The following is a 21,779-nucleotide window of genomic DNA, read 5'->3' on the forward strand; positions in this document are numbered from 1 at the left end:
GGAGTGGATGTGGTGCGGAGATCTGGCGGATTGCAGGGCATCCAGATCGTACGCACGTTCTATGAATGTCAGTGGTGGGGTCTAGCGTGGTCTTCATGTCCACCACATCAGCGCCGAGTACGGGGGATTCCTTCCCTGGATGGGGGCCCGCGGCACGAGAGGCCGCCGCCCGGTACCTCGGCGCGCCGGTGGCCGGGTGGGAGCGGTTCAAGCGCCTGAAGACCTACCTCGATGCCGCCCCGGATGATCCGGGTGTGCTGATCGAGATGGCCGCCGCGTGCGGGCAGGTGCGGTCCAATATCGACGGGATCGAGTCCGAGATCCTGCAGGCCCTGTTGCGGGTCCCTTCGCGGTCGGGCTGGGGTGAGGAGATCGCCGCACGGATGGCGCTGTCGACCCGGGCGGCCGAGGGACGGTTGGATCGTGCCGCGGCGTTGGATCAGTACTCAGAGGTGCACTTCGCCTTACTCGGTGGCGAGATCGATCTCCCGAAAGTCCGGGTGTTCATCGATGCGGTCAAGACGTTGCCGACGGGACAGGGGCGGGCGATTCACCGCACGATCCTGCCTGATGCGCCGGAATTGACCGTGGGCCAGCTGCGGCACCGGTTGCAGGCGGCGGCATTGGCGGTAGATGCCGAGAACGCCCAGGCGCGCCACGAAGAAGCGGTCAAGGACCGGTATGTGCGCGCCGAGCCGACCGAGGATGGGATGGCGTACCTGACGTTCTACCTACCGGCAGTGGACGCGGCGGCGGCGATGAGTGTGCTCGACGCGCTGGCGGTGAAGGACGGGCCGGAGGATGAGCGTCCGATCGCCGCGCGTCGGGTGGATGCGTTCATGGGGATCATCCGCCAGATTCTCAGTAGCGGGACCACTCCAGAGGGGCAGGACCTTCCCACCCAGCACCGTAAGCGCCCGCAGATGGTCTTCACCGTGGCCCAATCCACCCTCGACGGAGACGATGATGCTCCGGGGTATCTGGCCGGGCACGGGCCGTTGCCCGCCGACATCATCCGTCATCTCGTTGGCACCGCCGATATCACCAGCCGGGTGGTGCACACGGATCCGCTCGATGGCACCGCACACCCGCCGCCGGCGGCAGCACAGCACACCACCGGGGAGCGGGCTGCGCTGCGGCGAACCGCGCCGGAGCAATGCGCACCGGAACGCGTCCAGCCGGAGCACGGCGTACCGGAGGGCGTCCCATCACAGCAGGGTGTACCGGAGCGCGTCCCACCGCAGCCATGCCTACCCGACGATCCGGCGGCAGCGTTAGCCGCGATGGGGGTCCTCGCGTGTGACTCCTACCAGCCCGGGGCGGCGCTACGGGAGTTCATCCTCGCCCGCGATGTCACCTGCAGGTTCCCGACCTGTCGCCAGCCAGGGCGGCGCTGCCAGATCGACCACATCGTTCCGTTCACCTCCGACCGGCCGGCGTGGGCACAGACGCATCAGGACAATCTGCACCTGCTGTGCGCACGCCACCACGGGCTGAAGACCGCCGGAGCCTGGAGCGTCACTCGTGAGCCGGCCACCGGTGACACCCACTGGACCTCCCCGCTCGGCTACACCTACACCCGCGCCGCGCAGGTCGTCGACCCCGCCCATGGCCTACCGGTCCTGCATCGGCAGCTCCAGGCGATGCGTGTCGAGCACGCCGACCAGCCCGAGATGTTCACCGAGTCCGCCCCCCTGTCACCCGGGGTAGTCAGCGAAGTCGAATGGGCACGAGCGATGTGCCGAACCCCTGCCCATGCCCGGCCCGGCGTCTGTGATTGCGCCGAACGCGCCGAGGACATCACCGCCATCCTCGCCCGGCTGCAACCGCCGGATCCGCCCGATCTGCCCGATCAACCAGGCGCGGCCGGCTCGCCCGAGTTACCCCATCCGGCCGTCTCACTCGACCTGCGCGCGGAGCCTCCCGCCACCAGCGACCCGGGCGAGTTCCCGACCAGCACCGACCCGCCGCCATTCTGAGCCCGGGCCCGCCGGGCGGGTTGTCCGCGACTCACAGAAGCGCGAACCCCGCTAGAGCTGCCAGCAGCACCACCGCCCAGGAGGGGGCCTTCCACCATGCCAACGCGGCGAACGCGGCCAGCGCGATCACCAGCCCCCACAGGGTCGTGACGCCCTGGGTGATCACCGGGTTCACCAGGGCCGCCGCCAGCAGCCCGACCACGCCGGCGTTCACCCCGGCCAGCCCCCGGCGCACGCGGACCCGACGGCGCAACCGGTCCCAGTGCGGCAGCAGCGCCAGCACCAGCAGCGCCGAGGGCAGGAAAATCGCCACCAGCGCGATCGCCGCACCGAGGATGCCCGATGGCGGGACCGAGCTGGCCGCGCCCAGGTAGCCGGCGAACGTGAACAGGGGGCCGGGCACCGCTTGCGCGGCACCGTAACCGGCCAGGAACGCTTCGGCATCCACCATTCCGGTGGTCACCACCTGGGTCTGCAACAGCGGGAGCACCACGTGTCCGCCACCGAACACCAGGGCGCCGGTGCGGTAATAGACATCGGCCATCTCCACCACACCGTGGCCGCTCCACCGGGCCAGCAGCGGCAGGGCAGCCAGCAACAGCGCGAACAGGCCCAGGCTCACCGCCGGCAGCGTGCGGCGCCCCCCGACGCTGCGGTGCCCGTCGGTCGCGCCGCGCCCGGCATTGTCCCGGCCGGACTCGGTGGCATTCTCGTCGACCTCGGTGGCCCTCTCGCTGGCCTCGGCGGCCTCCGCGCCGAAATCGCGGGGAAGCACGATCAGCCCCAGTAACCCGGCCGCCACGATGACCCCGACCTGCACCAGCGGGTGCGGCACGGCCAGGACGAGGACGAGGGCCGCCACCGCGATGAGGGCGCGGCGAAGGTCGGGAGTCAGGGTGCGCGCCATGCCCAAGACGGCGTGGGCCACCACGGCTGCGGCAGCGGCCTTCAGCCCGGCCAGCCACCCCTGCCCGAAGGCATCGAGGGCCTGCACACCGAAGGCGAAGGCCACCAACACAACCGCCGAGGGCAGCGTGAAGGCCAACCACGCTGCCACTAGCCCGGCCGCCCCGGCCCGCTGCAGCCCTATCGCCATACCCACCTGGCTGGAGGCCGGTCCGGGCAAAAACTGGCACAACGCCACCAGGTCGGCGTAAGCGGTGTCGGTGAACCACCGTCGGCGCTGGACGAACTCGGTGCGGAAGAAGCCCAGGTGCGCCACCGGTCCGCCGAAACTGGTCAGGCCCAGGCGCAAGAAGATCCAGAACACCTCCAGCACTGAACCGCCCGAACGCGCCGAGGCAGGGGGAGCCACGGGTATCAATCGTCCTCGGCCGGCGCGGGAGCGGGCGCAGGCTTGCGTGCGAGCAGCCAGAACCGACGCCGCTGCACCAGCAGCGGTTCGCCCCGGGCCGGACCGCGCTGGTGCAGGGAGTACAAGGGCTGCGCATAGCGGTCCACGGTGAAGTCGGCCGGGGCCTCCCAGGGGATCAACTGCAGGTAGGCCACCAGGGCGGCGATGTCAGCGAACGCGTAGTGGCCCACCGACTCGGCGCCGTCGACGATCTCCAGATCAGCCCCGAGCAGGCCCTCCCGCAGCCTCCGGTAGGTCACGCCCGGAGCGTGCGGTCCCAGGCCGAAGGCCCCGCGGACCTCATCGAACTCGCGGCCGTCCACCTGCTGGGTGAGGAAGTACCCCCCGGGCCGCAGCACCCGGGCAACCTCCACCGGGTGGTAGGACTCGTGCCGGTTCAGCACCAGGTCGAACCGGGCGTCGGCAAGGGGCATCGGAGCCGGGTCGGGCACATCGTCCGGCTGGGCGAAGGCCACCAACTCGATCCCGTGTCCGGCCAGTGCTGCCCGGGCGATCGGCACGTTCGGCTCCCACCCCTCGGTGGCGATGGTGTCGGGAGGTAGGAGGTCGACGAACCGCAACAGGTGCTCGCCACCACCGGTGCCCAGGTCCAGGACCGACCGGGCGCCGGCGAGGCGCTCGCGGTAGAGATCGTCGAGGTCCCATGGAACCGGGGACTCCTCCACCCGGCCGGCGAGCGCGGAGAAATCCCACCCCTGGGCCGGGCCGGTCTCCTCGGCCCGCCAGGAGGTGAGCAGGGCCTCGGGTATGGCCATGGGCGGCAGGTCCGGGGCCGAGTTGGATCGGGGTGGTGTCATCGCCGCCAGGCTAGCGCGCGGGCAGCACAGCCTGCCGGCGGCCGGAGCAGTACGGATATGTCCGCTCCGGCCCACCCGGCCGCGCCCGCCCGCGGACCACCCCATAGGCTGGTGAACAGTGGCGTGCACCGGCCCCAGCGGCCGCGCCGGCCAACCACCCGGCCCGCCCCAAGCCCCGAGCGACGACTTTCCAAGGAGTTGGCACCGTGTCTGCCCCGAACACCCCCTCTGCCGCCGCGCCCACGGAGGATCTGGCCGAACGTCTCACCACCTTCACCCCGGGTGCCGGTCGCCTCGCACCCCGGGCCACCGCCCGGACCAGCGCCCAGGTGATCGACCTGGACGGCACCTGGAAGTTCCATTACGCACCCAGGGCGGACGCCGCCGTCGCCGGCTTTGCCGAGGAGGCCTTCGAGGACGCCGGCTGGGACGACATCACCGTGCCCAGCGCCTGGCAGGTCGAAGGGCTGCGCGACGCCGACGGCACCCTGCTGCCGCGCGGCCGGGCCCGCTACTCCACCCCCGCCTACACCAACGTCATCTACCCATTCCCGCTGGACGTCCCGCACGTGCCGCACGACAACCCCACCGGGCAGTACCGCACCACCTTCACCGTCGATGACCCGGGCCAGGACCGGTGGGTGGTGCGGTTCGAGGGTGTCGACTCGATCTTCACCGCCTGGGTCAACGGGGTGGAGTTGGGCTGGTCCACCGGCTCGCGCCTGGCCGCCGAGTTCGACGTCACCGAGCACCTGCGCGCCGGGGCGAACACCCTGGCGGTACAGGTGCACCAGTGGTCGGCCGCCAGCTACCTGGAGGACCAGGACATGTGGTGGGTCTCGGGCATCTTCCGCTCGGTCTCGCTGCGCCAACGTCCACTGGGCGGCATCGAGGACGTCCGGGTGCGCGCGGGGTATGACCACGCCACCGGCACCGGAACGCTCCGGATCGATGCCGACCTCGCCGAAGGGGCGACATCGGCACGGGTGGCCATCCCGGAACTGGGCCTCGAGGGCGAGGCCGGTACCGACATCGACGCGGGCCCGGTGCAGCCGTGGAGCGCCGAGTCGCCGCAGCTGTACACCGCGACCGTGACCACCGACGCCGAGACCCTGACCCTGCGCATCGGGTTCCGCTCCATCGAGGTCAAGGACGCGCAGGTTCTCGTCAACGGCCGCCCGATCCGGTTCAAGGGTGTGAACCGGCACGAGTGGCACCCTGACACCGGGCGCACCCAGAGCGAGGAGATGATGCGCACCGACATCGAGTTGATGAAGCGCCACCACATCAACGCCGTGCGCACCGCCCACTACCCGCCCGACCCGCGCTTCCTGGACCTGTGCGATGAGTACGGACTGTGGGTGATCGATGAGTGCGACCTGGAGACCCACGGGTTCGAGCAGGTGGGCTGGGTGGGCAACCCCAGCGACGACCCGCGCTGGACCGAGGCCTACTTGGACCGGATCCGGCGCACCGTGGAACGGGACAAGAACCACCCCAGCATCATCATGTGGTCCCTCGGGAACGAATCGGGGACGGGAGCGAACCTGGCGGCCATGGCTGAGTGGATCCGTTCCCGCGACGATGACCGGATGGTGCACTACGAGGGCGACCGGGAGAGCACCTACGTGGATGTGTACTCCCACATGTACACCCATCCCGATGAGGTGGCCCGGATCGGTGTGCACGCCGAGGACGCCACCCGCGAGGGCGCAGCGGACGCCCGCCGCCGCCAACTGCCCTATCTGTTGTGCGAGTACGGGCACGCGATGGGCAACGGCCCGGGCGGGCTGGTGGACTACGAGCGACTGTTCGATGCCCACCCGCGCCTGATCGGGGGCTTCATCTGGGAGTGGATCGACCAGTGCATCCGGCAGGTGGACGAGCAGGGCCGGGAGTTCTTCGCCTACGGCGGGGACTTCGACGAGCCGGTCCACGACGGCACCTTCATCGCCGACGGCCTGATCTTCCCCGACCGCACCCCCTCCCCGGGGCTGGTGGAGTACGCCGCGGTGATCGCCCCGATCCGGATCACCATCGGCGAGAGCACCGCGGTGATCGAGAACCGCCGCGACATCATCGACACCTCCGACGTCACCTTCACCTGGACCCTGCACCGGGACGGGCACGTCGTCACCGAGGGCGAGTTGGACGTCCCGGCGGTTCCGGCACGCTCGGCGGTGGAGGTGGACCTGCCGCTGGAGGCGCTGAAGGCCGAGGGCGCGGGAGAGTGGTGGCTCGACGTGCGGGCAACTTCTGCCGCTGAGGCCCCCGGGGTGCCGGCGGGCCTCCAACTGGGCCTGGGCCAGCGACGCCTGGCCGAACCGGCTGCGGTTGAACTGGCCGGCGGGGTCGCCCCCGAGGCCGACGACGACGGGTGGCGCCTGGGGCCGGCGCGGTTCAGTGCCGATGGGCTGCTGCAGGCAGTGGGGCAGGTGCGTCTGGACGGTCCCCGCGCCGACCTGTGGCGCGCCCCCACCGACAACGACCTGAGCAAGCGGGGGCAGGCCCGGAACTGGCGCCAACTGGGCCTGGACCGGCTGCTGCACCGCACCGAGTCGGTGGCCGCCGAGGGCGATGAGTTGGTGGTCGTGACCATGTCCATGGCCGCCGGCCGGGACGCCGGGGTGCGCACCACCTACCGCTGGAGCAGCGACGGCACCGCGCTGGGTCTGCGGGTGCAGATCGACCCGGTGGGGCAGTTCCGCACCGACCCCCACGACCGGGGACGCATCCCCGGCCCGGTGATCACCTTGCCCAAGGTGGGTCTGCGCCTCGCGGTGGCCGCCACGGTGCAGCAGGTGTCCTGGTTCGGCCGCGGCCCCGGCGAGGCCTACCCCGACACCTCCGCCGGCACCCGGGTGGGGCGGTTCAGTTCCGACCTGGCCGGGCTGCAGACCCCGTACGTGCACCCGCAGGAGAACGGCAACCTGACCGACGTGCGGGAGCTGGCGCTCGGGTCTGAGGGCGGGGCGGGTCTGCGCATCCGCGCCGCCGGAGGTTCCCCGGGGTTCAACGCCACGGTGCGCCCGTGGACCGCCGAGGCGCTGACCGCCGCCGCCCACACGCAGGAACTGGTACCCGATGAGGTGTCCTGGCTGACACTGGACGCCTCGGTGAACGGCATCGGTACCGCCGCCTGCGGTCCCGACGTGTTCGTGGCCGATCGGTTGGTCCCGCAGCGGGTCGACTACGCCGTCACCATCGAAGCGGTCTGAGCCCCGGCACGGCCGGCCTCAGATCCCGAGCACCAGCCTGGCGGTCACGAAGTAGATCACCAGCCCGGTGGCATCGACCAGGGTGGTCACCATCGGAGCGGACACCACGGCCGGGTCGATCCCGAACCTGCGGGCCAGCAGCGGCATGGTGCCCCCGATCGTGGCGGCCCAGGCGCAGATCAGGATCAGCGAGATGCCCACCACCACCGCGATCGGGAAGTCCACGAACGCTGCACCGATACCCAGGCCCAGCACGGCGAGCATGGTTCCCAGCAGGAAACCGACCCGCGCCTCACGCCAGATCACCCGGCCCAGGTCCGACATCCGAATCTCACCCACCGCGATGGCGCGCACGCACGCGGTGGCGGCCTGGGCGCCGGCGTTGCCCCCTGCGCCGATGAGCATCGGGATGAACAGGGCGAGGGCGGCCACCTGGGCCAGGGTCTCCTCGAACGCCTGCGTGACACCGACCGTGAGCGTGGCCGCGAGGAGCAGCAGGCTCAGCCACACCGCACGGGTGCGGGCCAGGCGCAGCACGCCCACCGCCATGTAGTGCCCCTCCCACGGGGCCGACCCGGCCTGGCGGGCCACGTCCTCGGACTCGGCCTCCTCGAGCACCTCAATCGCGTCATCGAAGGTGAGCATGCCCACCAGACGCTTCTCGGAGTCCACGATCGGCAGGTTCAGCAGGTTCGCCTCGCTCATCAACCGGGCGGCGTCCTCGGCCGGGTCGGTGGCGAACATGTAGGTCGGGGCCGTCGAGACCAGGTCGGAGACCATCGCCGTCGGGTCGGACAGCACCAGTTCGCGCAACTCGGCCACGCCGCGGAGCCGGCGGGAGGAGTTCACCACCGGGAGGGTGTAGACCGTCTCGGCTTCACCGCCCTTGGCGCGCACCACCTCCAGCGCCGCGGCCACCGACAGGTCCTCGGCCAGGGCCACCACCTCCGGCGTCATGTAGTGGCCCACCGAACCGTCCGGGTAACCGAGCAGAGCCGCCGTCATCTGGTGCTCACTCGCGCTCAGGCCGGCGAGCACCCGCTTGGCCACCTTGGCCGGGGCCTCCCGGAGCATCCGGGCGCGGTCGTCCGGGTCCATCCCCTCCACGAGTTCGGAGAACCGGGGCCCCCGCATGCCTTCCAGCAGGGCTTGCTGGTCGGTGGGTTCGAGTTCTTCGAACACCTCCAGGGCGTCGTCCTTGGCGAGCATCCGGAACGCGACCGCTGCGGTGTCCGGGGGAATCCGGGCCAGTTCGTCGGCGATGACGTGTGCGGCGTGTTCGTTCAGCCAGGCGGCCGCCGCGGTGTACTGGTGCTCGGTGAGCAGGTCCTCAAGCGAACCGGTCGCTTCGGTGCGGCGCTCGCCGGGAAGGGTGTGCTGTGGCATGGCGGATCCTCGAGGTCAGCGGGACGAGACGCGGGGCGCCGCGGGCACCGGTGCGTCAGCGGGTGACGACGATGCCGCGCGGCCGGCAACTAGGAGGGTCGGTGCGCATCGCGCTCACCTCCTGCGCTCGGGACTGCCGGGATCTGCCTACCAGTGTGCCCTTGTCGCGGGTCGACGGCAATCGTGAGCGTCACACCAGGACGGATCGCCTGGTGCTCAGCCGCGGTGGTCTCCGGTTCGGAAGTGCTCGGCGGAGCTGTCGATCCAGGTCGTCATCGTCCCGATGAGGAGTTCGGGGCGCCGGGCCCACCGCAGGTGTCCCGGCGGCTCCTGCTCCTTCGCACCCAGGTGCAACCGGGTGATCCGGGCGCGGTCGAACTTGGCCAGCAGGCCCTCGAGGGCCTTCGGTGGGGCGAAGGAGTCCCCTTCGAAGGAGACGGCCAGGATCGGCAGCTCCAACCTCGCCAGCCCCGGGTCGTGGTTGACGCGGGGAGCGCCGAATTCCAACCGCCCGGTCCGGTTGAAGCGGATCCAGTCGCGCATCTGGCCGCGGGCCTCCCGGCCGGCGAAACCCAGCCGGTGGCCGGGGAAGTACCCCAGCAGCGCCGTCAGCAGGCTCATCAGCACCCCGATGGCGTACATCCGCCAGTCCCACAGCCGCCACCACACCGACCCCGTGGCCACCAGCATCAACCCGGCCAGGGTGCCTGGGTGCTGGGCGGCGTAGACCGACCCCACGTGCCCGCCGAGGCTGTGCCCGAGCAGCAGGATCTGCGCCTCGGGCACTCGCACGCGCAGTTCGTCCACCGACCGGCCCACGTCCTCGACCAGGTCGGCGTAGCCGAAGTCGTAGCGGCGCGAGGGCCTGCGCCCCCCGGACGTCTCGTGTCCGCGTAGTTCGGTCACCGCCACCGACACCCCCGCCTCGCGCAGGGCCGGTGCGAGCTTGTTGTAGTACCCGGCCCGCACCCCCATCGCCGGTACCACCAGCACCACGGGTGCACCGGCCGGCCCTGGATACCACCGCAGGGTGAAACAGGTGCCCTCCGGGCGGTGGATCAGGATGTCCTCTGGGCTCGGAGCGCTCACTCCGCCTACGCTAACCCCTACGAGGAAGGTGGGGACATGAACACCACGACCGACGTCGGTGCGGGCCTGGGCCACCCGGTCCCGGTACTGCGCATGTTCGATGAGGGCGCCGCGCGCTTCTACCAGGACTTCCTCGGGTTCACCGTGCTGTGGGACCACCGCTTCGAACCCGGCCTGCCGCTGTACCGGCGGCTGCGCCGGGACCAGATGGTCCTGGACCTGTCCGAGCACCACGGCGACGGCACCCCGGGGACGGTGGTGTGGGTGCCGGTGGCAGACGTGGCCACCCTGCACGCCGACCTGTCCGCCACCAGCTACTCCGCGCAGCTGCCGGCTGTGGAACCGGACGCCCCCGGTGGGCCGACGCTGAGCGTGACCGACCCGTTCGGGAACGTGCTGCGGTTCTGCCAGCCCCAGACCTGACCCGCGGTTCGGACCCTGTGGGTGGGACGACGTAGGCTCAGCGGTGCTATGACCTCACTGTTCGACAACCTGCACCTGGCCTCCGGCGAACCGAGTGCGGCCGCCCACCTGCCCACCACCATGCCCCCGCGCAACGGCCACGACGGTGAGGAGATCCCGGTCGGGCCCGAACCGGTGGGACCGGAGCAGGCCCAGGAGGCCGCCGCCCGGGCCGCCCGGGAGCGTGCCGAGGAACTGCTCGAGGGCCTCAACCCCGCCCAACGGGCCGCCGTGGTGCACGAGGGCGGGCAACTGCTCATCATCGCCGGCGCCGGGTCCGGCAAGACCCGGGTGCTGACCCACCGGATCGCCTATCTGCTGGCCACCGGACGGGCCCGGCCGGGCCAGATCCTGGCGATCACCTTCACCAACAAGGCCGCCGCGGAGATGCGCGAGCGGGTCGCGGACCTGATCGGGCCCAGGGCGCGGTCGATGTGGGTGTCCACGTTCCACTCCGCGTGCGTGCGGATCCTGCGCTCGGAGGCCAAGACGCTGGGTCTGCGTTCCTCCTTCTCCATCTACGACGCCGCGGACTCCCAACGGCTGATGACCCTGGTCTGCCGGGAACTGGACCTGGATCCCAAGCGGTTCCCGCCCAAGGCCTTCAGCAACCGGGTCTCGGACCTGAAGAACGAGTTGATCGACCCCGACGACTACGCCGCCACGGTCAACGACTCCAACCCCTATGAGCAGAACCTGGCCGCCGCCTACCGGGCGTATCAGGAGCGTCTGCGCCAGGCCCACGCCCTGGATTTCGACGACCTGATCATGACCACGGTGAACTTGCTGCAGGCCTTCCCCGCCGTGGCCGAGCACTACCGGCGCCGGTTCCGCCACGTGCTGGTCGATGAGTACCAGGACACCAACCACGCCCAGTACGTCCTGGTGCGCGAACTCGTCGGGGTCTCCCAGAACGACGACGACGCAACCGGCGGCGGCGGGGTGCCTCCCGCAGAACTCACCGTGGTCGGTGATGCCGACCAGTCGATCTACGCCTTCCGCGGCGCCACCATCCGCAACATCGTGGAGTTCGAGGCCGACTACCCCCGGGCCACCACCATCCTGCTGGAGCAGAACTACCGCTCCACCCAGACCATCCTGTCCGCCGCGAACGCCGTGATCTCCCGGAACACGGGCCGCCGCGCGAAGAACCTGTGGACCGACTCCGGCGCCGGACCGCAGGTGGTGGGCTACGTCGCGGACAATGAACACGAGGAGGCCCGCTTCATCGCCTCCGAGATCGATCGTCTCGCTGACTCCGAGGGCATCACCCCGGCGGATGTGGCCATCTTCTACCGGACCAACGCCCAGTCCCGGGCGCTGGAGGAGGTCCTGATCCGGGTGGGCCTGCCCTACCGGGTGGTCGGGGGCACCCGGTTCTACGAGCGCCGCGAGATCAAGGACGCCGTGGCCTACCTGCGCGCGATCGCCAACCCCGACGACGCCGTGAACACCCGCCGTATCCTGAACGTGCCCAAGCGCGGCCTCGGGGACCGTACCGAGGCGATGCTGGCCGCCCACGCCGAGCGGGAGCGGGTCAGTTTCGGCGCCGCCGTCGACGACGCCGAGAACGCGATCGGACTGGGCACCCGGGCGCTGTCCGGGGTGCAGGCGTTCGCGGAGATGATGGCCGGCCTGCGCGCGCTCGCCGACGGTGGGGCCGGGCCGGCCGAGGTGCTCGATGCCGCCCTGGAACGGTCCGGCTACCTGGCCGAACTCCGCGCCAGCGAGGACCCCCAGGACGCCTCCCGGGTGGAGAACCTCGCCGAGTTGCACGCGGTGGCGATGGAGTTCACCGAGGCGGAGCCGGAGGGCGACCTCGGTGACTTCCTCGAGCGGGTGGCCCTGGTGGCCGACGCCGATCAGATCCCCGACGCCGAGGACTCCGGCGTGATCACCCTGATGACGGTGCACACCGCCAAGGGCCTGGAGTTCCCGGTGGTCTTCGTCACGGGGCTGGAGGACGGCACCTTCCCGCACCAGAGGTCCCTGGCCGACGAGGACGAACTCGCCGAGGAGCGGCGCCTGGCCTATGTGGCCCTGACCCGGGCCAAGCAGCGGTTGTACCTGTCCCGGGCGGCGGTGCGTACCTCCTGGGGGATGCCGAACGAGTTCCCGCCCAGCCGTTTCCTGGACGATGTGCCCGTGGAACTGCTGGACTGGAAGCGCGCGGAGTCCTCGATCAGTCTGCTGCGCGGCGGTCCCTACGCCGGCCGCGGCAGCGGCGGGCCCCGGCACGGAGGTTCGCGCGGCCCCTCCGCCCCGCCGAGCGCGGGGGAGGGCACGCCGTCATTCGGTTCGGCCACTCCCCGCACCGACATCCCCTCCCTGGCGATAGGGGACCGGGTCACCCACGACTCCTACGGCATGGGCCGGGTGGTCGGGCTGGAGGGTGCCGGGCACAACGCGGTGGCGAAGGTGGACTTCGGCGGTGAGACCGGCACCAGGCGCCTGCTGCTGCGCTTCTCCCCGGTCGCCAAGCTCTAGCGCGATTTCTCCGTGACGTCCGGCGGCGTTCGTGGGAAGGTGCCGGTGTCAGTCGTGCGTCCGCACAGGGGAGGACCGATGGAGGCCAGCGCGGGGTCGTGCCTGGTGATGATCGCGGCGGGAGCGCTCCTGCTCGCCGGATGCACCGGAGCCGAGGGGGACGAACCGCTGCCCGAGCCCACAGGTGACGGGCCCGGCGCGCCCTCGGAAGCAGAGGAGCCCGAGGAGAAGCCTGAGGAGGAGCTCGAGGAGGAGCCGACCGGTGCGACCACTCTCGGTGAGTGGGCCGAACTTCCGGCGCGGACCTACTTCGTCACCGCCACCGCGGATCTGGCGTTGCTGGCCACCGGGGACCAGTCCTTCGGTGAGGTGATCACCCGGGACGTGATCGCCGTCGACGCAGACGGGCAGCAGGTATGGACCCACGCCGATGTGCGGGAGCGGCACAACCTTCCCGAAGCCGCCTCGGCCGGGGAGTACGTGGCGCTGATCGACGCCGACGGCGACGTCACCACGCTGCGCGGCCTGACCTGGGCCGAGGGGAACCAGGTATGGGAGCAGCCCGTGGCGGCGTTGTTCTCCTGCACCGAGCAGGCCTCGGTGCAACCGGGCGCCCCCGGCTCGGTCCTGGTGGACGCGCTCGGTGGGCCGTGTGCCGGTGCCGAGCCTCGTGCGGCAGCGGCCAGCATCGACGCCGCCACCGGCGAGGTGCTGGGACTGCTGGAGGTCACCGGCGAGGTCACCGGGGTGCCCTCGCCCGATGGCACGCGGGCCTGGTACTGGCAGATGGACGGGAACGAGATGCAGGTGCATAGCCTCGACCTCGACACCGGGCAGGTGGGCACCGACGTGATCGAATTCGACACCGAAACCCGCGCGGCGCTCACCGAGGGTGCGGTCGAGATGATCTCCATGTGGCCGGTCTCCGAGCACCAGGTTGCGCTGCAGGCATGGCACAGTGCCACCACCAGCGTGCTCGCGCTGGCGGACTTCGACACCGGCCGGGCGCGGATGTACCCCGAGGGCCAACCCTGCGGGCACTTCACCGCGAGCCGGGACGTGGCCAGCCGCACGTGCGTGGTTGAGGACGAGGGCGCCGTCGCATATGACTTCGACGGTAACGAGTTGTGGAGCACCGAGGGCTCGATCGGGCTGACTCTGGACACCGGCGTCCCGGTCCGAGCGGTGGAGGTGGACGGGCAGCGTGCCTGGCTGGTGAGCGTGGGCACGGACCTGATCCAGGCCCGCGCAGCCTCGACCGGATCCCAGTTGTGGGCGGCCGGGGCCGGGGAGGGGGCCGGGTCGCCCAGTTCACGACAGGTCTCCGGCACCGACGTGATCGTGCTCGGCATCCAGAGGGGTTCTCCGGCCACCGAACTACTGCGGCTGGACGCCGCGACCGGCGTGGAACTGGACCGGACCGGCCTCACCGACGCCTGGGTGCACGGCAACGACACCGCGATCGCGGTGCACGCCGACGAGGCCACCCTCCTGGCGTTCCCCGCCGCCGCGGAGCACTGACGTACACCGCCTAGGGTGGGGTGGTGACTGTCGATGAGCGGGGCGTGCAGGCGCCGCCGGGTAGCGGTCCGCAATGGGGGGTCTTCCTGCGCAACGCGGCGCTCGTCGTCGTCGTGCTGGTCATGTTGTGGCTGGCATTCAACGTGCGCCTGCCCGCCATCGAGGACTTGCGTGAGGGTCTGGAGCAGTGGGGCTGGGCGGCCCGGATCGTCTTCGCCGTCTCCTACGCCCTGGTTGCCACCACCCCGATCCCGGTGTCGATCATGGCGGTCAGTGCCGGTGTGCTGTTCGGGGTGCTGGAGGGCTCGATCCTGTCGGTGATCGGGGTCCTGGCCGGGTGCTGGGGGGCCTACTGGCTCGCCCGCGGCCTCGGGATGGCCACCGTCGAGCGGATGCTGGGCCGGCACGGACCCACCGTGAAGGAGCGACTCAGCAGCAAGGGCTTCCACGCCGTGTACACCTTGCGCCTGATGCCGGGGGTGCCGTACTGGCCGGTGAACTACGGCAGCGGTGCCTTCGGCGTGGGCCAGCGCGACTTCGTGGTCGCCAGCATGCTGGCCACGGTTCCCGGGCAGGTCTCGCTGGTGGCCGTCGGGGCGTTCGCCGCCGACCCCACCGTGGTCAGTGGGGTGGTCGTGGCGATCGCCTGGGCCGTGGTCCTGGCGATGACGATCTGGGCCTGGCGAAGCTGGCGGGGTACCTCACGGCGGCCGCTGCCGGGTGCCGGGCTGCGGTAGCGGGCAGGTGTGATGCCGGCCTCACGAACGTTCAGGCCCAGGTGAAACCGCGATAGGCTGCGATGCGGTGACCCGTGGCTGTCACGGAGGGAACAACGGAAGGCGCACATGGACCTGTTCGAGTACCAGGCACGTGATCTGTTCGAGAAGCACGGGGTCCCCGTGCTCGGCGGCATCGTCGCCACCACCCCCGAGGCGGCCAGAGCAGCCGCCGAGGAGTTGCTCCCGGCCGACGGCGGGGTCGTCGTGGTCAAGGCCCAGGTGAAGGTCGGTGGCCGCGGCAAGGCCGGTGGGGTCAAGGTGGCCCGCTCCGCCGATGAGGCCCAGACACACGCCGAGGCGATCCTGGGCATGGACATCAAGGGGCACACCGTGCAGCGGGTGATGATCGCCGAGGGCGCCGACATCGCCGAGGAGTACTACTTCTCGGTGCTGCTGGACCGTGCCGAGCGCCGCTACCTGGCCATGGCCAGCGTCGAGGGCGGCGTGGAGATCGAAGTGCTCGCCGAGGAGCGCCCGGAGGCGCTGGCGCGCATCGCGGTGGACCCCAGCGAGGGCATCGACGATGCCAAGGCCGCGGAGATCGTCTCCGCCGCCGGGTTCGCCGACGACGTGGCCGCCGGCGTGACCGAGGCGATCCAGAAGCTGTGGACCGTCTACGCCGAGTCCGACGCCACCCTGGTGGAGGTCAACCCGCTGGTACGCACCGCATCCGGTGACGTCGTGGCACTGGACGGCAAGGTCACCCTGGACGACAACGCCGAGTTCCGCCACCCCGAGTGGGCCGAACTGGCCGAGGTCGCCGAGACCGACCCGCTGGAGGCCAAGGCAGCCGAGTCCGGCCTGAACTACGTCAAACTCGACGGTGAGGTCGGCATCATCGGAAACGGCGCGGGCCTGGTGATGTCCACCCTGGATGTGGTCGCCTACTCCGGCGAACAGCACGGTGGTGTCAAGCCCGCCAACTTCCTCGACATCGGAGGTGGCGCCTCCGCCGCCGTGATGGCCGCCGGCCTGGACGTGATCCTGGGCGACGAGCAGGTCAAGAGCGTGTTCGTGAACGTCTTCGGTGGCATCACCGCGTGCGACGAGGTCGCCAACGGCATCGTGCACGCTCTGGAGATCCTCGGCGACGCGGCCACCAAGCCACTCGTGGTACGCCTGGACGGCAACGCCGTGGAGGAGGGCCGCCGCATCCTCGAAGAAGCCGGCCATCCGCTGGTGACCGTCATGGACACCATGGACGGTGCCGCCGACAAGGCCGCCGAGCTGGCCGCTTCCTGACCGAACCCGCACACGACACAGAACGCAGAGACACACACCATGGCGATCTTCCTCAACTCCGCTTCCAAGGTCATCGTGCAGGGCATGACCGGCGCCGAGGGTCAGAAGCACACCCGGCGCATGCTGGCCTCGGGCACCACCATCGTCGGCGGGGTCAACCCGCGTAAGGCCGGTACTTCGGTCGACTTCGACGTCGACGGCGAAACCACCTCGGTGCCGGTCTACGGCACCGTGGCCGACGCCGTGGAGCAGACCGGTGCCGACGTGTCGGTGCTGTTCGTGCCGCCGCCGTTCACCAAGGCCGCGGTCGTGGAGGCCGTGGACGCCGGGGTGCCGCTGGTGGTCATCATCACCGAGGGTGTGCCGGTGGCGGACACCACGGAGTTCTACAACTACGCCACAGCCAAGGGCGTGCGCCTGATCGGCCCGAACTGCCCCGGCCTGATCAGCCCCGGCAAGTCCAACGTCGGCATCATCCCGGCCAACATCGCCGGCGCCGGCCCGATCGGGCTGGTGTCCAAGTCCGGGACGCTGACCTACCAGATGATGTACGAGCTGCGCGACTTCGGTTTCTCCTCCGCGATCGGGATCGGCGGTGACCCGGTGATCGGGACCACGCACATCGACGCGCTGGCCGCGTTCGAGGAGGACCCGGAGACCTCGGTCATGGTGATGATCGGTGAGATCGGCGGGGACGCCGAGGAGCGTGCCGCCGAGTTCATCAAGGCCAACGTGACCAAGCCCGTGGTGGGCTACGTGGCCGGGTTCACCGCCCCGGAGGGCAAGACGATGGGACACGCCGGCGCCATCGTGTCCGGGTCCTCCGGCACCGCCGAGGCGAAGAAGGACGCCCTGGAGGCCGCCGGGGTCAAGGTCGGCAAGACCCCCTCGGAGACCGCCGCGCTGGTGCGCGAGCTGCTGGTGTCCCGCGCCTCCTGAGGCGCCCACCGCGGAACCGGGGGCGGCCCCGCTGCGCCCAGGCGGCGTCGTGTGGCGCCGCCCCGACGGTGAGCCTAATCTGATCCTGTCGGTATGTTCGGTGACCCGTGAGGGGGCGTTGTGGTGTCAGGCACTTCGGCACGTCTGATCGCTGCCGCCTTCGTCGGGACCGGCCTGCTCGCCGGGTGTGCGAGTGCGGAGGCGGACGAGGAGACCGCCGCCTGCGCCGCGCCCGTGCTCAGTGTCAGCCCGGCCAGCGCCACCGCCGGCGAGGAGGTCCTGGTGATGGGGGAGAACTTCCTGGACGGATGTCCGGGGGCCTCGGCCTCGGACCGGGAGGTACTCCGCCTCGCCGAACCGGCCGTGCCCTACCTCGACGTCGCCATCCAGATGGTCGACTCCGCCGGGTCCGTGACCCTGACGACGGTGGACGCCGGCACCGACGGCACCTTCGAGGTCACCGTGCCGGTTCCGCAGGACCAGCAGCCCGGCGTGGTGGAACTGATCACCGACGTGCCCGGCACCAGACCGGCCGAACTGGTGATCGGCCTCTCCTGAGGCCCACCGCCCGCCGGCGGAGCGGTGCAGACACGCCGTTGCCGCTCGGCCCGTGAGCGCCCCGGGCAGGCGACGATGGGTCTTGTCATGACCACCACCGCCAGACCACCGTCCTATCAGCCGCGGTTGATCGAGCACGTCGGGGACCACGGCCAATCCGGCCGAGCCATCCGACTGCCCGCCCAGTGGCTGCGGGGACTGCTCGCCGGTGCCGAAGCACTGATGCTGGGCTGGTTGGTGCTGGTGGTGCCGGCGATCGCGACCTACATCGCCACCGCGGCCTCCCCGGCACTGGGATCGGCGGGCTGGGTCGAGGCCGCCCAGATGGGCACCGCCGGCTGGTTCCTGGCGCACGGGGCCTCACTGCACGGTGCCGATGCGGTGATCTCGGTGACCCCGCTGGGACTGACGGTGTTGTACACCTTCCTGGTCTCGGCCGCTGTCCGCCGGGCCCGGCTGGTCAACTGGGCGCCGGTACTGGTGGCGATCTGCACCTACGTCGCCCTGGGAGCGCTGCTGCTGGCGCTGGCCACCCCGCCGGGGGCGCCGTTCGGGCTGATCGGGGCGGGTGGGGTCGCCGTCGTCGGTTCGGTGTGGGGGATGCGGGGACGCTACCCACGGGCGCCCGGAGCCCTGGCACGGTGGCGCCTTCCGCAGTGGCTGCGGCTGGCAGGCCGGGCGACCTGGCGGGCCACGGCGGCGCTGCTGGCCGTGGCCACCGCGCTGCTGATCGTGGCGGTGGCGCTCGGGTTCGACCAGATCGTCCAGATCCAGCGCAGCCTGCAGGCGGACCCGGTCAGCACGGTGGTGATCGTGCTCGCCCAGGTGCTGCTGCTCCCGGTGCTGATCGTGTGGGCGCTGGCGTTCCTGCTCGGGCCCGGCTTCACCGTCGGTGCCGGCACGCTGTTCTCCACCTCCGGGATCGAGTCGGGCCCACTGCCGGTGATCCCGGTGCTGGGGGCGCTACCGGAACCGGACAGCCTGGCCGGGAGTCTGCCGCTGACGGCGGGGGCCGGGGTGGTGGTCGGTCTGCTGGTCGGCTGGTGGCTGCTGCGTGGGCAACGCCAGGCGCCGCTGTGGCAGCCGTTGGCCGGTGCGGTGCTCGCCGTGCTCGCAACGGCAGCGCTGGTGGGCGGGCTGGGCTGGTTGACCTCCGGTGGGGTCGGCCCGGGTGCGATGGCCGTCACCGGTCCGGAGCCGTTCCGGATGGCCCTGGCGGTGGCGTGGCAGGTGGGTTCCGGGGCTACCGTGGCCGTGATCGGCCTGCACCCCGGCACGCATCGCGCACTGGTGCGCCTGGTGCGGTGGGTCCGCGCGCAGGTGGGCGCGCAAGCGAGCGCGGAGGCAGGCTCGGTGAAGGACTGAGGCGGTTCCCAGGTTCACCTCCCCACTGCCACGACTGGCAAGAAAATACTCATCCATTACGCTTCCTTTGCGTGCGCGGGTGTCATAGGGTCCTGAGCATCGACACGGGAGGGCTTCATGGTCAACGTTTCATCGACGGTGGATGTGGCAGATCTTGACCTGGGTGGCGGGTACCGCATCCGCGGTAGCGATCTGCGCGGGGAGGTGACCGACCTGGCAGCCTTCCGCGCCGCTGCCGGGGACGACCCGGCTGCGGAGGTCATCATCGCCCTGAGTGAGGAGCGCTTCGACGACGCCCTCCAGGAACTGGACGAACTGCACACCAAGGACCCGGACTCGGTCCGGTACCAGGCGCTGCGGGCCGACGTCCTGCGTGATCAGGGTCAGCTCGACGCGGCCGAGGCGATCTACACCGACCTTCTTGCCCGTGCCGGTGACGATCCCGTGCGCAGCGCCGTCATTCGTCAGCACCGGGCCAAGGTGTGGTTCCACCAGGGCAGGCTGCGAGATGCCGAGGCCGAGTTCGCCGAGGTGCTGGCCCTGCGTCAGGCCGCCGGCGTCGACGAGGGCCAACTGGCCTCCACCCGGCAGAGCCTGCAGCGGTTGGGGATCGCCGTCGCGATGCAGGACGCGGCCGAGTAGGGGCGACCGAACCGGCGACTCACGACGGTGGGGCTACCGCCGGGGCGTCGTCGTCGGGCATCCGGGCGGTGCGGAAGGGCGAGAAGGTGACCACGCACGCCGCCACCACCAGCCCGCCGACGGCCAGGGCGATGGTGGCGCGATTGCCCCACCACACGGCCAGGAACCCGGCCAGCGGGGCCGAGAACGCCAGCATGCCCCAGTTGAAGGTGCGGATGGTGGCGTTCATCCGGCCTCGCAGCCGGGCGGCGGTGACGGCGTTGCGGTAACTGCCCTCCAACGGCCCCTTCAGGCCCATCCCCACCCCGTGCAGGGCGAATGCCGCGCTGAGCACCACCACCGCCGTCGGGCCGGCCGGGGCCAGCAGCACGACCAGGTAGGCCAGCGGGCTGAGCCAGTCGCTGAACACGCACACCCGCCCGATGCCGAAGCGCATCCCGGCCCACGGCGCCAGTCCGGCGCCGACCACTCCCGTGACGCCGGCAAAGCCCAGGGTGAGGCCGACGGCGAAGGAGTCCAGACCCAGTTCCTGGTTGGCGTAGAAGACGTACAGCGTCATGACCAGGGAGTTGAAGAAGAACCACAGGTGCAGCCCGATCGCGTACGGCGCCAGCGTGCGATGCCGGTAGACCCAGGAGGCCCCTTCGCGCAGGTCGGTGATCAGGTGCCGGCGGCCGGCCGCCTCCGGTGCGGTCTCCGGGTGTTGGATGCCGGCCAGCAGCAGTGCCGAGGCGGCGTGCGTGGCCGCGGCCACCACGATCGCCACCGGCGCGGAGGTCAGGCGGATGAGTGCACCGGCCAGGATCGGACCCACCGACTCGGCCGCCGTCATGGTCTGCTCGATGCGGGCCCACGCGCGCGGCAGGACCCGGGTGGGCACCAGGGCCGGCAGGTAACTCTGCTGGGCGGCGCGGAAGAACATCGTCGTGAACCCCAGCACGAACACCAGGGCGGCCAGCAAGGGCACGGTCAGCAGATCGGTGAAGGCCAGGCCGGCGATCGTGCCCAGCACCACCGCGGCCAGGGTGTCGGCGGCCACCAGCACCGGCCGGCGCCGCATCCGGTCCAGCCACACCCCGGCGAGCAACCCGAAGATCAGGGTGGGCAGCCACTGGGCCGACCGTACGATCCCGATGTCGGCCTGGTCGGCACCCAGGTGGTGGATCATCAGGAACTGCATGCCCAGGTTCACCACGAACAGGCCCAGGCTGGATACGGCGTCGGCGATCCACAGCCGCACGAAGGCCGGGTAGGCCAGGATCGGGAACCGGCGACGCGGTTCTGCTGGCACGCCGCAGTCCCCTTCCGGCGCGTCGATGGGATGGCATCGATGGGATGGATCGGTGACGAGGAATCGCCACCGCCCGGCCACCCTATCGCCCAGCGATTGGCGCCTGGCAAACCGCGCTGGCACACTACTGCGCGATGCGTGCCGCGAACCAGCCCGAGGTGCCGTGGTGGGCCCGAACCCCGGAGGTGATAGCCGGGGTCGGCGTGGTGGCCCTGGTGATCAGTGCACTCATGCCCTGGTTCACCGGACCCTACGATCACGCCCGCCCAGGGCCCTGGGTGTCGATCTGGCTGGTCGCGGCGAGCGCGGTAGTGGCCTCGGTGCTGATGTATCGCCGCTCGCGTTGGTCCTGGGCGCCGGGTGTGTTCGTGCTGGCCGCGACGTTGATGATCCTCATCGGACTGCATGCCCAGGTGGTCTGTCCCACCGACGTGGAGATCGAGGGCAACATCGCCCAGGCGTGCTTCACCGAGGAATGGACCGCCGGTTCGACGTTCTTCGCCGTTGGTGGCTTCGCTTCATCCCTGGCGAGTTTCATCGCACCGTGGCTGATGGGCTACGCCGAGGACCGCTCCTGGGACGGTCGCCGCCCCTGACTGCCCGGACCTCACGCCAGCGAACCGATCTGGTCGGGCGTGTCTGTGCGCCG

General features: G+C 70.8%; 17 protein-coding genes. 12 read left to right on the forward strand and 5 right to left on the reverse strand.

The features are described 5' to 3' along the window. Positions 1-95 precede the first annotated feature (95 nt). Positions 96-1,979 (forward strand): DUF222 domain-containing protein, encoded by a 1,884-nt coding sequence (locus ACO0LV_RS08300; protein ID WP_424787418.1) that lies wholly within the window; start codon positions 96-98, stop codon positions 1,977-1,979. A 31-nt stretch (positions 1,980-2,010) separates the two neighbouring features. On the opposite strand, the gene chrA is transcribed toward ACO0LV_RS08300, so the two are convergent. Together chrA and ACO0LV_RS08310 are read right to left on the reverse strand one after the other, a co-directional pair. After that, the gene (chrA, locus tag ACO0LV_RS08305) at positions 2,011-3,300 is read right to left on the reverse strand and encodes a chromate efflux transporter (RefSeq protein WP_424787594.1); all 1,290 of its coding nucleotides are present in this window, start codon (positions 3,298-3,300) and stop codon (positions 2,011-2,013) included. Next, on the reverse strand, positions 3,300-4,151 hold the full coding sequence (locus ACO0LV_RS08310; RefSeq protein ID WP_424787419.1) for a methyltransferase domain-containing protein: 852 nt from the start codon (positions 4,149-4,151) through the stop codon (positions 3,300-3,302). Before ACO0LV_RS08310 ends, chrA begins: the two co-directional genes overlap by 1 nt. A 206-nt stretch (positions 4,152-4,357) precedes the next feature. Here ACO0LV_RS08310 and ACO0LV_RS08315 point away from each other — a divergent pair, with 206 nt between their 5' ends. Then, positions 4,358-7,369, forward strand: a complete 3,012-nt coding sequence (locus ACO0LV_RS08315; protein WP_424787420.1) for a glycoside hydrolase family 2 TIM barrel-domain containing protein — start codon at positions 4,358-4,360, stop codon at positions 7,367-7,369. A gap of 18 nt (positions 7,370-7,387) precedes the next feature. On the opposite strand, the gene mgtE is transcribed toward ACO0LV_RS08315, so the two are convergent. Next, positions 7,388-8,755, reverse strand: coding sequence for a magnesium transporter (gene mgtE, locus ACO0LV_RS08320; RefSeq protein WP_424787421.1), 1,368 nt, complete (start codon positions 8,753-8,755; stop codon positions 7,388-7,390). Positions 8,756-8,971: 216 nt separating this feature from the next. Next, entirely contained in the window at positions 8,972-9,844 is an 873-nt protein-coding gene (locus ACO0LV_RS08325) for an alpha/beta fold hydrolase (RefSeq protein WP_424787422.1), read from the reverse strand. 36 nt (positions 9,845-9,880) lie between these two features. Between ACO0LV_RS08325 and ACO0LV_RS08330 the strand changes: the two genes are divergently transcribed. From ACO0LV_RS08330 to ACO0LV_RS08370, 9 genes are all read left to right on the forward strand, one after another. After that, positions 9,881-10,267, forward strand: a complete 387-nt coding sequence (locus tag ACO0LV_RS08330; protein ID WP_424787423.1) for a glyoxalase superfamily protein — start codon at positions 9,881-9,883, stop codon at positions 10,265-10,267. Between the two features lie 48 nt (positions 10,268-10,315). Beyond that, positions 10,316-12,793 carry a DNA helicase PcrA gene (gene pcrA / locus ACO0LV_RS08335; RefSeq protein ID WP_424787424.1) on the forward strand — a complete coding sequence of 826 codons (2,478 nt, stop codon included), beginning with the start codon at positions 10,316-10,318 and terminating at the stop codon, positions 12,791-12,793. Between the two features lie 78 nt (positions 12,794-12,871). Continuing rightward, on the forward strand, positions 12,872-14,314 hold the full coding sequence (locus ACO0LV_RS08340) for a hypothetical protein (protein ID WP_424787425.1): 1,443 nt from the start codon (positions 12,872-12,874) through the stop codon (positions 14,312-14,314). Positions 14,315-14,337: 23 nt separating this feature from the next. Beyond that, the gene (locus tag ACO0LV_RS08345) at positions 14,338-15,051 is read left to right on the forward strand and encodes a TVP38/TMEM64 family protein (RefSeq protein WP_424787426.1); all 714 of its coding nucleotides are present in this window, start codon (positions 14,338-14,340) and stop codon (positions 15,049-15,051) included. 108 nt (positions 15,052-15,159) lie between these two features. Beyond that, positions 15,160-16,335, forward strand: coding sequence for an ADP-forming succinate--CoA ligase subunit beta (sucC, locus tag ACO0LV_RS08350; RefSeq protein ID WP_424787427.1), 1,176 nt, complete (start codon positions 15,160-15,162; stop codon positions 16,333-16,335). Positions 16,336-16,374: 39 nt separating this feature from the next. Further along, a complete protein-coding gene (gene sucD, locus ACO0LV_RS08355; protein ID WP_424787428.1) occupies positions 16,375-17,274 on the forward strand; it encodes a succinate--CoA ligase subunit alpha in 900 nt (299 codons plus the stop codon). Between the two features lie 123 nt (positions 17,275-17,397). Beyond that, entirely contained in the window at positions 17,398-17,832 is a 435-nt protein-coding gene (locus ACO0LV_RS08360; protein WP_424787429.1) for a hypothetical protein, read from the forward strand. 87 nt (positions 17,833-17,919) lie between these two features. Continuing rightward, positions 17,920-19,197, forward strand: a complete 1,278-nt coding sequence (locus ACO0LV_RS08365; RefSeq protein WP_424787430.1) for a DUF6350 family protein — start codon at positions 17,920-17,922, stop codon at positions 19,195-19,197. Positions 19,198-19,314: 117 nt separating this feature from the next. Further along, on the forward strand, positions 19,315-19,839 hold the full coding sequence (locus ACO0LV_RS08370) for a tetratricopeptide repeat protein (protein WP_424787431.1): 525 nt from the start codon (positions 19,315-19,317) through the stop codon (positions 19,837-19,839). 19 nt (positions 19,840-19,858) lie between these two features. On the opposite strand, the gene ACO0LV_RS08375 is transcribed toward ACO0LV_RS08370, so the two are convergent. Next, positions 19,859-21,130 (reverse strand): MFS transporter, encoded by a 1,272-nt coding sequence (locus ACO0LV_RS08375; protein ID WP_424787432.1) that lies wholly within the window; start codon positions 21,128-21,130, stop codon positions 19,859-19,861. Positions 21,131-21,264: 134 nt separating this feature from the next. Here ACO0LV_RS08375 and ACO0LV_RS08380 point away from each other — a divergent pair, with 134 nt between their 5' ends. Further along, positions 21,265-21,726: a hypothetical protein gene (locus ACO0LV_RS08380; protein ID WP_424787433.1), complete on the forward strand. Its 462-nt coding sequence runs from the start codon at positions 21,265-21,267 to the stop codon at positions 21,724-21,726. Positions 21,727-21,779 lie beyond the last annotated feature (53 nt).

The sequence above is a fragment of the Pseudactinotalea sp. Z1739 genome (assembly GCF_049725055.1).
Taxonomy (GTDB): domain Bacteria; phylum Actinomycetota; class Actinomycetes; order Actinomycetales; family Beutenbergiaceae; genus CALKWS01.

Excerpts from the sequence above, each read along its gene's own strand:
- ACO0LV_RS08340 (WP_424787425.1), top strand. The coding sequence starts at position 12,872 with ATGGAGGCCAGCGCGGGGTCGTGCCTGGTGATGATCGCGGCGGGAGCG.
- sucD (WP_424787428.1), top strand. The coding sequence starts at position 16,375 with ATGGCGATCTTCCTCAACTCCGCTTCCAAGGTCATCGTGCAGGGCATG.
- mgtE (WP_424787421.1), bottom strand. The coding sequence starts at position 8,755 with ATGCCACAGCACACCCTTCCCGGCGAGCGCCGCACCGAAGCGACCGGT.
- pcrA (WP_424787424.1), top strand. The coding sequence starts at position 10,316 with ATGACCTCACTGTTCGACAACCTGCACCTGGCCTCCGGCGAACCGAGT.
- ACO0LV_RS08310 (WP_424787419.1), bottom strand. The coding sequence starts at position 4,151 with ATGACACCACCCCGATCCAACTCGGCCCCGGACCTGCCGCCCATGGCC.
- ACO0LV_RS08370 (WP_424787431.1), top strand. The coding sequence starts at position 19,315 with ATGGTCAACGTTTCATCGACGGTGGATGTGGCAGATCTTGACCTGGGT.
- ACO0LV_RS08300 (WP_424787418.1), top strand. The coding sequence starts at position 96 with ATGTCCACCACATCAGCGCCGAGTACGGGGGATTCCTTCCCTGGATGG.
- ACO0LV_RS08365 (WP_424787430.1), top strand. The coding sequence starts at position 17,920 with ATGACCACCACCGCCAGACCACCGTCCTATCAGCCGCGGTTGATCGAG.
- sucC (WP_424787427.1), top strand. The coding sequence starts at position 15,160 with ATGGACCTGTTCGAGTACCAGGCACGTGATCTGTTCGAGAAGCACGGG.
- ACO0LV_RS08330 (WP_424787423.1), top strand. The coding sequence starts at position 9,881 with ATGAACACCACGACCGACGTCGGTGCGGGCCTGGGCCACCCGGTCCCG.
- ACO0LV_RS08380 (WP_424787433.1), top strand. The coding sequence starts at position 21,265 with ATGCGTGCCGCGAACCAGCCCGAGGTGCCGTGGTGGGCCCGAACCCCG.